The organism is Streptomyces boluensis (assembly GCF_009908195.1).
GTDB classification, from domain to species: domain Bacteria; phylum Actinomycetota; class Actinomycetes; order Streptomycetales; family Streptomycetaceae; genus Streptomyces; species Streptomyces boluensis.
This window is the reverse complement of sequence record NZ_JAAAHS010000053.1, coordinates 16,696-28,041: the sequence shown is the minus strand read 5'-3', so window position 1 is coordinate 28,041 and position 11,346 is coordinate 16,696. Positions and strand designations below refer to the sequence as shown.

At 70.1% G+C, this 11,346-nt stretch carries 9 protein-coding genes and 2 tRNA genes; 4 read left to right on the top strand and 7 right to left on the bottom strand.

Translation table 11 applies throughout. The features are described from left to right. From GUY60_RS10215 to GUY60_RS10205, 3 genes are all read left to right on the top strand, one after another. Window positions 1-765, top strand: a 765-nt coding sequence (locus GUY60_RS10215; protein ID WP_161696117.1) for an ABC transporter ATP-binding protein, incomplete at its 5' end; no start/stop codon positions are given. Next, window positions 762-1,625 carry an ABC transporter permease gene (locus GUY60_RS10210; protein ID WP_161696115.1) on the top strand — a complete coding sequence of 288 codons (864 nt, stop codon included), beginning with the start codon at window positions 762-764 and terminating at the stop codon, window positions 1,623-1,625. The genes GUY60_RS10215 and GUY60_RS10210, both read left to right, overlap by 4 nt. Window positions 1,626-1,650: 25 nt before the next feature. Continuing rightward, window positions 1,651-2,817, top strand: a complete 1,167-nt coding sequence (locus GUY60_RS10205; RefSeq protein ID WP_161696113.1) for an ABC transporter substrate-binding protein — start codon at window positions 1,651-1,653, stop codon at window positions 2,815-2,817. Between the two features lie 59 nt (window positions 2,818-2,876). On the opposite strand, the gene GUY60_RS10200 is transcribed toward GUY60_RS10205, so the two are convergent. From GUY60_RS10200 to GUY60_RS10185, 4 genes are all read right to left on the bottom strand, one after another. After that, window positions 2,877-2,950, bottom strand: a tRNA-Met gene (locus GUY60_RS10200). Between the two features lie 70 nt (window positions 2,951-3,020). Next, a complete protein-coding gene (locus GUY60_RS10195; RefSeq protein WP_446696996.1) occupies window positions 3,021-5,006 on the bottom strand; it encodes a tetratricopeptide repeat protein in 1,986 nt (661 codons plus the stop codon). Window positions 5,007-5,298: 292 nt separating this feature from the next. After that, a tRNA-Met gene (locus GUY60_RS10190) sits at window positions 5,299-5,372 on the bottom strand. An 82-nt stretch (window positions 5,373-5,454) separates the two neighbouring features. Continuing rightward, a complete protein-coding gene (locus GUY60_RS10185) occupies window positions 5,455-8,355 on the bottom strand; it encodes a UPF0182 family membrane protein (protein WP_161696121.1) in 2,901 nt (966 codons plus the stop codon). 155 nt (window positions 8,356-8,510) lie between these two features. On the opposite strand from GUY60_RS10185, the gene GUY60_RS10180 reads away from it, so the two are divergent. Next, window positions 8,511-9,068, top strand: a complete 558-nt coding sequence (locus tag GUY60_RS10180) for a PPA1309 family protein (RefSeq protein WP_246234633.1) — start codon at window positions 8,511-8,513, stop codon at window positions 9,066-9,068. A gap of 89 nt (window positions 9,069-9,157) precedes the next feature. On the opposite strand, the gene GUY60_RS10175 is transcribed toward GUY60_RS10180, so the two are convergent. The 3 genes from GUY60_RS10175 to GUY60_RS10165 form a co-directional block, all read right to left on the bottom strand. Further along, on the bottom strand, window positions 9,158-10,255 hold the full coding sequence (locus tag GUY60_RS10175) for a YlbL family protein (RefSeq protein ID WP_161696110.1): 1,098 nt from the start codon (window positions 10,253-10,255) through the stop codon (window positions 9,158-9,160). Between the two features lie 81 nt (window positions 10,256-10,336). Continuing rightward, window positions 10,337-10,597 (bottom strand): hypothetical protein, encoded by a 261-nt coding sequence (locus GUY60_RS10170; protein ID WP_161696108.1) that lies wholly within the window; start codon window positions 10,595-10,597, stop codon window positions 10,337-10,339. A gap of 239 nt (window positions 10,598-10,836) precedes the next feature. After that, complete coding sequence (locus GUY60_RS10165; protein WP_161696106.1) at window positions 10,837-11,334, bottom strand: molybdenum cofactor biosynthesis protein MoaE; 498 nt, start codon at window positions 11,332-11,334, stop codon at window positions 10,837-10,839. Between the last annotated feature and the right edge of the window lie 12 nt (window positions 11,335-11,346).

Sequence of the window (11,346 nt, the reverse complement as noted above, 5' to 3'; positions counted from 1 at the left end):
CCCAAACTCCGCGCCACCCGCCTCACCCGCACCTTCGACCGCGGCACCGGACGCGTCGACGCGCTCGGGCCCGTCGACCTCGACATCGCCCCCGGCGAGTTCACCTGCGTCGTCGGCCCGTCCGGCTGCGGGAAGTCGACGCTGCTCCGGATCGCCGCGGGCCTGCTCAGACCGAGCGCGGGCCGCCTGGAGATCCGTACGGAGTCCGCCCGCCCGGCCGCGATGATCTTCCAGGACTACGGCATCTACGACTGGAAGACGGTCCTCGCCAACGTCCGCTTCGGCCTCGACGTGCAGCGCGTACCCCGCAAAGAGGCCGACGCCCGCGCGCACGCCCTGCTCGCCCGCCTGGGCCTCGCCGACTTCGCGCAGGCCTACCCGAGCGCGCTCTCCGGCGGGATGCGGCAGCGCGTCGCCATCGCCCGCGCACTCGCCGTGGAACCCGAGATCCTGCTGATGGACGAGCCGTTCGCGGCGCTCGACGCCCAGTTGCGCACGATCCTCCAGGACGAGCTGCTCGAACTCACCCAGACGACCCGCACCACCACCCTGTTCATCACGCACAGCCTCGAAGAGGCCATCGTGCTCGGCGACCGGGTCCTCGTGATGTCCTCGCGCCCCGGCCGGATCATCGCCGAGCGCCGCCCGCCGTTCCCGCGGCCGCGCTCCGGCGACATCCGCGATTCCCCCGAATTCACCGCGCTCAAGCGCGAGTTGTGGGAACTCCTGCGCGGCGAAGTGCGTACGGAGGCGGTGCCCGTATGACCACCACCGCCAAGGCACCAGAGGCCGAGCCGCTGGTCCGGGAGCCGGGCCCGCAGGAGCTCGACCCCGCCCGCACCCACCGCCGCCGACGCGCCCTGGAACTCTCCCTGGCCCTCGCCGTGCCCGTGGCCCTGCTGCTCCTGTGGCAACTCGCCGCCGTCCAGGGCTGGATCGACGACCGCGTCTACCCGGCGCCGCAGACCATCCTGGAGGACGGCATCGAACGCGCCGCCGCCGGCGAGCTGTGGCCGGACGTGTGGGCCACCCTGAAACGCGTCCTCGCCGGGTACGCCATCGGCACGGTCAGCGGCTACGCGCTCGGCCTGCTCATGGGTTCGCTCTCCCTGGTACGAGCCGCACTGGAGCCGCTCCTCGACGCGCTCTACGTCGTTCCGAAACTCGCCCTGCTGCCGATCTTCCTCAACATGTTCGGGCTCGGCGAAGGACCGCAGATCGCGCTGGTCGCGGCCACCGTCTTCTTCTTCGTGTGGATCTCCACCATGGCGGCCGTCCTCGCCGTCCCCGCCGGGCACCGCGACGCGGGCCAGGTCTTCGGCGCGAGCCCCTGGCAGATGTTCCGGCACGTACTGCTGCCCGCATCGCTGCCCGCGGTCCTGGTCGGCGCCCGGATCGCGGCGGGCGTCGCCGTCCTGGTGATCGTCGCCTCCGAGTCCATCGCCGCCGACGACGGCCTCGGCCACCTGATCTTCGACTCACGGGCGCTGTTCCAGAACGACGTCATGTTCGTCGGCATCGTCTGCGTCGCCGTACTCGGCGTCCTCTTCTCCGAACTGGTGCGCCTCGTCGGCCGGTTGCTCACCCCCTGGGCCCCGCGCGACCACGGCCGCGGCCAGTCCTGACCCCTCTCGCCCCGACGGAGGCACCATGCGCACCACCACGCCCACCCGCATACGTACGAGAAAGACCTGGCCCACCGCGCTCCTCGCCGCCGCCCTGCTCGCCACCGCCGGAGCCGGCTGCGCGAAGGAGGACGACACCGCCGGTACGGCCTCGACGAAACCCCGCACCATCAAGGCGGTCGAGGGCTGCGACGCGAAGGGCTGGACCGACCCGTCCGACCTGACCGCCGACCGCGCCCCGGCCCGCTGCGACAAGGGCGCCCCCGCCCCGCAGAAGCTGCCGAAGAAACGCAAGATCACCGTGGCCACCGGCACGGCCGGCGCCGAGTACGTCGCACCCCTCCAAATGGCCGTGAAGAAGGGCGAGTTCGCCAAGGAGGGCCTGGACGTCGAGGTGAAGGTGCTGCCCACCCCGGACGCCCTGCCGCTGCTCGCCAAGGGCGACATCGACGCCCAGTGGGCCGCCCCCGAAGCCGCCGTGATGAACGGCATCAACGGCGGCTTCACCATCAAGTGGGTCGCCGCCAACTACTCCCCCGACCCGAAGTCCCGCAGCGGCCTCTGGGTCCGCCTCAACGACGGCCAGTCCGCCACGCACGTCCCGATGGCGGGCCGCAAGCTCGGCACGATGATCGGCAAGGGCTCGGTCATCGCGTACCCGATGAGCAAGGCCCTGAAGAAGCACGGCGGCGGCCTCGACAAGGTCGACTTCCGCCAGCTCGGCTCCGCCGACGTACTGACCGCCCTGCAGAACGGCGGCGTCGACTCCGCCTGGCTGCTCGACCCGGTCTGGCGCAAGGTCGACGGCGACAAGAAGTACGCGTTCCTCGGCGGCCAGCCGCTCGGCGAACCCCTCGGCGGCCTGCTGTTCGGCCCGAACCTGCTCCAGGACGACCCGGACGCGGGCGTCGCCTTCCTGCGCGCGTACATCAGGACGGTCAACACGTACTTCGCCGGCGACTACAAGAAGGACCCCGCCTTCGTCACCGAACTGGCGAAGCTGCTCAAGATCGAGGAGCCGGTGCTCAAGTCGACGCCGTCACTCCGGATGGACTGGGAGATCCGCTCCGGCACCACGGACCGGCTGCAGGCCGCCTACAAGGAGGCGGGCGTCGCCGAGGGAGAGGCGATCCCCGAGAAGAGGGCCGTGGACCGCAAGCTGTACGCGGAAGCGGTGGGCCACCGCCCGTAGCACTCCCCGCACACATGCCGAAGGCCCGGATCCTTGAGGATCCGGGCCTTCGGTTTCAGTAGCGGGGACAGGATTTGAACCTGCGACCTCTGGGTTATGAGCCCAGCGAGCTACCGAGCTGCTCCACCCCGCGTCGATGAGTGCAACACTACGCGAGGCTCCCGACCAGCGCAAATCCCTTGGTACGAGGCCCCAGGAACGCCCTACGCGGTCAGTTCCTGGTGCAGCGCGTCCCGCAGCCGCCCGGCCCGCTCGGCCACCTCCGCCGGTCCGAGCCGCACCGCGCGGGCACACCACTTCTGCCCCTCGGCCAGCTCGCCACGACGCGCGTAGAGCAGGGCGAGCCGCAGCGCCGCCCGGCCGTGACCGGCGTCGGCGGCACGCGTCCACCACAGCAGCGCCTCCGGCTCGGCACCCTCACGCGCGAGCAGCAGCCCGAGGTTGAAGGCGCCGCCGAGGCTGCCCGCCTCCGCCGCCTCGCGGTACCAGCGCGCGGCCTCGACCACATCGCCGCGCGCCGCCGCGAGCGTGCCGACGCGCACCTGGGCACGCCGGTGGCCCTGCTCGGCCGCGCGCTCGTACCACTCCTCGCACTCGCTCTTCTCGCTGATCGCCTCGCCGAGCACGGTGCCCGCGGGCGCCCGCTCGTCGCTCCGGTCGAGCAGCGTGCCCAGGCGGTACGCGGCCTCCGGGCTGCCGCCGCCCGCCGCGCACCGCAGATGGCGCTCGGCCGCCTGCCGGTCGCCCTCACGGATCATGGCGATGCCGACCTGGAGCGCGGCGTCGGTGTGCCCGGCCTTCGCCGCCCGCTCGTACCAGCGCAGCGCCGCCGCCTCGTCGTCCCGCCCGGCGTGCAGGATGCCGAGGTTGAACGCCGCGTCGACGCTGCCCGCCTCCGCCGCCTTGGAGAACCAGGGCTCGGCCCCCGCGGTGTCGCCGACCTGCAGCAACAGCACGGCGAGCGCGTTGGCCGCCTCACGGTGACCCGCGTACGCGGCGCGGCGGTACCACTGCTCGGCCTGCGGGGTGCGGCCCTGCTCAGCGCAGAGCAGCCCGAGGTTGTACGCGCCGTTCACATCGCCCGCGTCCATCGCCGCCCGGTACCAGCGCTCGGCGGTCTGGGTCTCGCCGCGCGCCGCGTGCAGCGCACCGAGCGCGTTGGCCGCGTTGCCGTCACCGTCCTGCGCGGCCCTGAGCCACCACACGAAGGCGTTCTCCTCGTCGCCCGCGTCCCGGAGCAGGAAGCCCAGCGCGCACGCCGCGCGGGCCTCGCCGTCCTTCGCGGAGGTCAGGTACCAGCGGCCGGCCTCCTTCAGCTCGCCGCGCTGCTCCAGGATCGCGCCGAGCTGCAGCGCGGCCCGCCGGTGCCCACGCGCGGCCGCCTGCCGGTACCACTGCTCGGCCTCTTCGTCGAGGGTCAGCTGCGCCCCGGACGGGATGTCCTCGACCGGTACGGCGCAGCCCTGCTCACCCGCCGCGGCCGGTACGTCCACCGCGGGCTCGTCGACGCCGATCACCACGGACGCGGAGCGCAGCAGGCCCGCGCCGAACACGACCGGACGCGCGTCCGGACGCTGCGGCGCGGCGGTGCGCACGGCGGGCCGCGCGGCGACCGGGCCGTCGGGGATGACGCGGTGCCGGGTGCCGGTCGACGCACCGCGGCCGGGGGGCAGCTCCTCGGCGGCGCGCCGCTCCAGTGCGCGGGCCAGGCGGTACGCCGCTTCGCGGTGGCCGCGCTCGGCGGCGGAGCGCATCCAGCGCTCGGCGCCGACGTCGCTGCGGTGCTCAAGGAGGTCGGCGAGCGCGTACGCACCGAGGACATGGCCCTGCTCGGCGGACTGGCGCAGCCAGTACTCGGCGGCGGGCTCGTCGCCGCGCTCGCGGTGGTGGCGGCCGAGCGCGTGCGCGGCGGCGGCCGATCCGGCGACGGCGGCGATCCGCCACCAGCCGGCGGCCTCGTCCGCGTAGCCGCGCTGGTGCAGCAGAACGCCCAGGTTGTTGGCCGCGGCGCGATCGCCCTCTGCGGTCGCGGCACGCAGATGGGACTCGGCGCCGTCGAGGTCACCGCGGCGCAGCAGCAAGGCACCGAGCACGCTCATCGCGGAGGTGTCGCCGGACTCGGCCGCAAGCCGGTGGCGTGCTTCCTCCGCGACCGCCCCCGGGTCGTCCCGGTCATCGGCCGACTGCATAAGTCGCCCTGTTTCCAACAGAGTTGCCTTGTCCCCCATAACGCCCATCGTCGCACCACCCGCAACCCGGGTACACCTGGTATACCCATGCCAGTGAGGTCACTACAACGTTTTGTCGACATGCCCACAGAGAGATAAGTCAAACACAGATCTCTCAACTCGCCCCGCCCGGCGCACTGATGACTTCAAGACCCCCGGTCACAGCAGTGCGCGCGTACACCAGAAAAGGCGCAGCGCGCACGCATGACGAAGGCCCGGATCCTGATTCAGGATCCGGGCCTTCGTCATTCAGTAGCGGGGACAGGATTTGAACCTGCGACCTCTGGGTTATGAGCCCAGCGAGCTACCGAGCTGCTCCACCCCGCGTCGTTGTTTCTCAACCGTACCACGGTGCGGAGGGCCGGCTGACCGCGCCGGGGACGGGCGCTCCCGTCCCCGGCGGTCCAGGTCAGCTCTTGTCGCCGCCCTTGCTGTCGCTCTCCTTGCGGGCCTTGGCCTCGGCGTCCGTAGCGCGCTTGAGCGCCTCCGCGAGGTCGTCCTGCGCCTCGCCGTACGCCTTCCAGTCCTGCTTCTTGAGGGCTTCCTCGCCGCGCTCCAGCGCGCCCTGGGCGTCCTCGAGGGCCTGTTGGACCGTCGGGTCGCTGGACGGCGGCTGGTTCGGGTCGCCCGGCGGCCGGTCCGGACTCTCGCCCTCCGCACCGAAGATCTCGTCGAACGCCTCACCCAGGGTGTTCTTGAAGACCGTCTCCCGGTTGTACTGGACGCCGACCTTCTTCAGCAGCGGATAGTTCGCGCTGCCACCCTTCACGTACACCGGCTCGATGTAGAGGAAGCCCTCGTTCATCGGCACCGTCAGCAGGTTGCCGTAGACGATGTCCGAGTCCGTACCTCTGAGGTTCCGCACGAACTCGGCGACCTCCGGGTCACCGTTGAGCTCACTCTGCACCTGTTGTGGGCCGGGGACGTCCGACTTCACGTTCAGGACTCTTATCGAGCCGTAACTGTCGCTGGTGGCATCGGCGTCCACCGCCATGAACGCCCCCAGGTTGGGCCGCCCGTTGGGTGTGAACGTCGTCGTCAGCGAGAACTTCTGCGCCTTGTCACCCGGCATCTTCGTGCTCAGGTAGTACGGCGGGACCGCGTTCTTCTCGTTGTTGGTCGGGTCGTTGGGGACCTGCCAGACATCCGAGCCGCTGTAGAACTGCGACGGGCTCTGCACGTGGTAGCGGGTCATGAGCTCGCGCTGGACCTTGAACAGGTCCTGCGGGTAGCGCATGTGCTCGCGCAGCTCCGGCGAGATCTCACTCTTCTTCTTGACCGTGTCCGGGAAGGCATTCATCCACGTCTTCAGGACCGGGTCCTTGTCATCCCACTGGTAGAGGTTGACCGAGCCGTCGTACGCGTCGACCGTCGCCTTGACCGAGTTGCGGATGTAGTTGACCTGGTTCTCCTGGGCCACCACCGCGCGCTGGTTGTTGGCGGCCGTCAGCGAGTCGGCCGTGGTGTCGCCCAGCGTGGTGCGCGAGGCGTACGGATAGCCGTTGCTCGTCGTGTAGGCGTCGACGATCCACTTGATCTTGCCGTCGACCACCGCCGGGTAGGCGTCGCCGTCGATGGTGAGCCAGGGCGCCACCGCCTCGACGCGCTCCTTGGGCGTGCGGTTGTAGAGGATCCGCGAACCCTCGCCGATCGCGCCCGAGTAGAGGATCTGCGGTTCACTGAACGCGACCGCGTACGCCGCTCTGTTCACCGGGTTGGAGAGGTTGACCCCGCTCTTGCCCTCGTAGCTGGTGGTCTTCTCGCCGTCCGCCTCGTAGTCGAGCTCCTTCTGCGGGCCGCCCACGATCGAGTACTGCTGAGTCTTCTCGCCGTAGTAGATCCGCTGCTGGTACTCACCGAGCATGCCCTTGGTCGGCAGTCCGGCCTCCGTGAAGTCCGGGGAGCCGGCCGGGTCGGCCTTCGGGTCGGTACTGGTGCCCTTGGCCGTGATCGCGCCGTAGCCATGGGTGTAGGTGAAGTGGTCGTTGATCCAGTTCCGCTTCGGAATGCCGTCGAGGTCGAGCTCGCGCAGACCGATGACGGTGTCCTGCTCCTTGCCGTTCGCGTCCTTGTAGCGGTCGACGTCGAGCGTGGTCGGGAACTGGTAGTACTTCCGCTGGCGCTGCAGCTGGTCGAAGGTCGGACCGACGACGTTCGGGTCGATCAGGCGGTAACTGGCCTGTGCGTCCGCGTCCTTGCGCAGCTGCTCCTTGGGCATCTGCTCACCGGTCTTGCCCTTGCCCGAGTAGTCGGTGACCTTGGCGCCGTCGATGCCGTACGCCTTGCGGGTCGCCTCGATGTTCTGCTCGATGTACGGCGATTCCTGCTTCTGCTCGTTCGGCTCGACCTGGAACTTCTGGACGATGGCCGGGTAGAGGCCGCCGATCAGGATCGCCGAGAGCACCATCAGGCCGAAGCCGATGACCGGCAGCTGCCAGGTGCGCCGCCACAGCGTCGCGAAGAACAGCACGGCACAGATCGCCGCGATGCAGAACAGGATGGTCTTGGCCGGCAGATAGGCGTTGGCGTCGACGTACCTCAGGCCCGTCCAGTTGCCCGCCGCCTTGAACTCGCTGGACTTCACCGCGAGTCCGTACCTGTCCAGCCAGTACGCCACCGCCTTCAGGGCGACGAAGATGCCGAACAGCACCGACAGATGCCCGGTCGCCGCGGCCGTGGCACGCGCGCCGGGGCTGGTGACGCGCAGCCCGCCGTACAGGTAGTGCGTGAGGGCCGCGGCGATCAGGCCTAGCACCGCAGCCGCGAAGCCGAAGCCCAACAGGAAGCGGTACCAAGGGAGATCGAAGGCGTAGAACGCCACGTCCATGTCGAACTGCGGGTCCTTCTGACCGAACGGGACGCCGTTCACCCACATCAGCCAGGTGCGCCACTGCCCCGCGGCCGAGGCACCGGCGATCAGGCCGATCAGGGCGGTGACCGCGACGAGGATCCACTTCTTGTACGGAGCGATCCCCATGCGGTACCGGTCGAGGTTCTGCTGCTCCATCGACATGGCGCTGAGCGGCGGGCGCAGCCGGTGCGCCAGCCAGATGTTCACGCCGACCGCCGCGGCCATCAACAGGCCGAAGACGGCGAACAGTCCGATCTTGCTCCACAGGGTGGTGGTGAAGACGGAGGAGTACTTGACCGACCGGTACCAGAGCCAGTCCGTCCAGAACCCCGCGAACATGACGAAGAGCATGGCCAGTACGGCCAGCACGCCCAACGTCAGGAGCAGGGTGCGGACGCGCCGGGAGGGTCGGCCCACTCTCATCCGTGGCCCCGACGGGCCTCCACCGCGGTCCGGCATCTGGAAAGCCAAGGTGCGCACCTCGAAGTTCGCTGTTGGTCACTGTTGTTGAGCTGCTGTCTGGTGGGCTCAACGACAGTAGAGCCCACTCACTCAACTTACTGAAGCTTTACTCAGTTCCCGATCCTGGGCCTGAACCAGGCAGGATATTGCTCATGTCCAACCACGCCCCCTCCGGCCCTCCGATGTCTGCCAGTCCCCTGACCCGTGCCGTGCTCGAGATCGACGACTATGTCGCCGGTATCGGCTGGGACCAGCCCGCCCGTCTTTTCGCCCTTGTCGACACCGCGCGACTGCGCACCCAGGAGCCCGGTCTCGCCGAGCGCCTCGGCCTCAGCGGTGACGCCGCCGCCGGCACCCTCACCCCCATCGAGCAGGACGAACTGCCCGCCGGCAACCCGCTCGACGAGTTCCTCGGCACCATCGCCTGGCCCGACGCCGTGGTCGGGTGCGCGCTGTCCGTGGAGCGCCTGATGCTGCCGCCGTCCGCGGAGGCCTCGGTTCCGGAGGGGCTCGGCGAGGCCGAGCTGAGCAAGTGGGTGGCCGAGCACCCGGACCGTCAGGAGGTCCGTATGACGGTGGCGGTGCTGCGTGACGGGGCTCGCGAATCGGCGCTCCGACTGCGCGAGAAGGACACCCCCACCGAGGTCCTCACCGGCTCCGACCTGGTGCCGGGCCTCGCGGAAGCCCTCGCGGCGACCTTCGCCGAGTAGCTTCTCCGGTACGTACGAGTCGGGGCGCCCCCTGTGACAGGGGGCGCCCCGACTCGTACGTACGGAAGTGATCTGTCAGCGGTCGGGCGTCACTTGACCGTGCACTTGGGCAGGTCCGAGGTCTTGCCGTGGCTGATGTCCTTGAGGGACTTCACCGCGTCGTCGATGTTCTTGACCTTGACCAGGGTGAGGCCGCCGGGGATGTCCTTCGCGGCGGTGGCGCAGTTGTCCGCCGGCGTCAGGAAGTACTCGGCGCCGCGCTCCCGTGCGCCGATCGTCTTCATCCCGATGCCGCCGATCGGGCCGACCTCGCCCTGCTCGGTGATGGTGCCGGTGCCCGCGACGAACTTGCCGCCGGTGAGGTTCTGCGGGGTCAGCTTGTCCACCAGTCCGAGGGCGAACATCAGGCCCGCGCTCGGGCCGCCGACGTCGGCCAGCTTGATGTCGATGGTGAACGGGAACGTGTGGTCCGGCCCGGCCTTGATGCCGACGATCGCGTGGTGGTCGCCCTTCTTCGGGTCCGCGGCCTCCGTGGTGACGCTGACCCGCTCGGTGCCCACGGGCTCCTTGCCCGCCTTCTCGGCCGCGGCCGCTTCCTTGGCCGGGACGACGGTGAAGACGACGGGCTCGCCCGCCTTGTGCTTGGTGACCAGCTTCGCCACGTCGTCGGGCTGCTTCACCGCGGTGCCGTCGACCGCCTTGATGACATCGCCCGCGTGCAGCCTGCCCTCGGCGGGCTTGGCCTTCGAGACCGTGGAGACGACGACCCGGGTCTGCACCGGAATGTTCAGCTCCTTCAGGGCGGCGACCTTGGCGCTTTCCTGGGACTGGCTGAACTCCTCTGCGTTCTCCTGGCTCGACTGCTCCTCGGTCTTCCCGTCCGGGTAGAGGGTGTCGTGCGGCACCACGATGTTGTCGTGGGCGAGCCATCCGTAGACCGCCTGCACGACGTTCATGTTGAAGTCGGCGCTGGTGACGCGGACCGTCGTCATGTTGAGGTGGCCGGTCGTGGGGTACGTCTTGTGGCCGCTGACCTGGAGCACCGGCTCGCCGCCGTGGTCCCCGAGCGTGTTCACCGTCGGGCCCGGACTCATCTCCGAGTACGGGACCTTGATGAGGACTCCCGCACACAGCAGCGCGATCAGCATCAGGGTGGAGGCGAGCATCGTCGCGGTGCGGCGTGGCATGGAACGACAGTACGGGACGGGTCTGTCAGTGCACCGCCGGGGCCGGTCCGTCCGAGGACGCGACCGGCGCTGCGGCGCAGCTCAGGAGACCCGCGCGGGGTCCGAACCGGAACCTGCCCGGTGCATCCTCGACGGCTCCGCGGCGGCCGCGCCCGCGAGCACCGGGCCACCCTCCGCGAGCTCCTGGTCGGCCTCGGGCTTCTCCATCGCGGCGCGGAATTTCGCGTACCCGGCGAGTTCGGTGCCGTCTCCGGTCCGGCGGTTGCGCGCGGCCCAACTGCCCCACATACCCGCACCGATCGCAGCCATAAGCGGAATCAGCAACCACGCAAGCGCTGCCATGCCGACCTCCCGACCCCATGAGCGACCGCAACTGACTGATCAGCAGATTAACCATCTGCTGTGTCAACGCTCGCCTCAGGGGGCCGGTTACGCAACCGGAGGCACAACTTCCACACCTGTTGGCAACACCCCGCGCCGCACGCGTCGCGCAACTCACCGGTCCGGACGAGCACACCGGGGGCCGATCGGCGCAGGCGTGGCCGGATCGGGGGCGGGCTCAGCGCTCCGCCGGGCCGGGCTCAGCAGGCGCCGACCCACTCCTCGGTGCCGTCCGAGAACCGCTGGTGCTTCCAGATCGGCACCTCGTGCTTGAGGTCGTCGATCAGCTTGCGGCAGGCCGCGAAGGCCTCCGCGCGGTGCGGGCAGGAGACAGCGACGACCACCGCGAGGTCGCCCACTTCGAGGTCGCCGACCCGGTGCACGGCGGCCAGCGCCCGTACCGGAAAGTCCGCGACGACCTTTTCGGCCACGCGGCGCATCTCCGCCTCGGCCGTGGGGTGGCAGGAGTACCCGAGCCGGTCGACATCGGCGCCGCCGTCGTGGTTGCGCACGGTGCCGACGAACAGGGCGGTGCCGCCCGCGGTGGGATCGCCCACGGCGGCGAACACCTCGTCCAGCGAGAGCGGGGCGTCGCGGATGGCGAGCAGCCGGACGGGGTCCGCCCGCCCCGCCGTCGAGGAGGGACCGGCCGGGTCCTGTGCCGCCTGCTCACCGGGGTGATCGTTCTGTGCTGCCATGTGTTCCATCGT

What these genes read in the sequence shown, in the direction of transcription:
- GUY60_RS10210 (WP_161696115.1), top strand. Translation starts at nt 762, where the DNA reads ATGACCACCACCGCCAAGGCACCAGAGGCCGAGCCGCTGGTCCGGGAG.
- GUY60_RS10205 (WP_161696113.1), top strand. Translation starts at nt 1,651, where the DNA reads ATGCGCACCACCACGCCCACCCGCATACGTACGAGAAAGACCTGGCCC.
- GUY60_RS10195 (WP_446696996.1), bottom strand. Translation starts at nt 5,006, where the DNA reads ATGCAGTCGGCCGATGACCGGGACGACCCGGGGGCGGTCGCGGAGGAA.
- GUY60_RS10185 (WP_161696121.1), bottom strand. Translation starts at nt 8,355, where the DNA reads ATGCCGGACCGCGGTGGAGGCCCGTCGGGGCCACGGATGAGAGTGGGC.
- GUY60_RS10180 (WP_246234633.1), top strand. Translation starts at nt 8,511, where the DNA reads ATGTCCAACCACGCCCCCTCCGGCCCTCCGATGTCTGCCAGTCCCCTG.
- GUY60_RS10175 (WP_161696110.1), bottom strand. Translation starts at nt 10,255, where the DNA reads ATGCCACGCCGCACCGCGACGATGCTCGCCTCCACCCTGATGCTGATC.
- GUY60_RS10170 (WP_161696108.1), bottom strand. Translation starts at nt 10,597, where the DNA reads ATGGCAGCGCTTGCGTGGTTGCTGATTCCGCTTATGGCTGCGATCGGT.
- GUY60_RS10165 (WP_161696106.1), bottom strand. Translation starts at nt 11,334, where the DNA reads ATGGCAGCACAGAACGATCACCCCGGTGAGCAGGCGGCACAGGACCCG.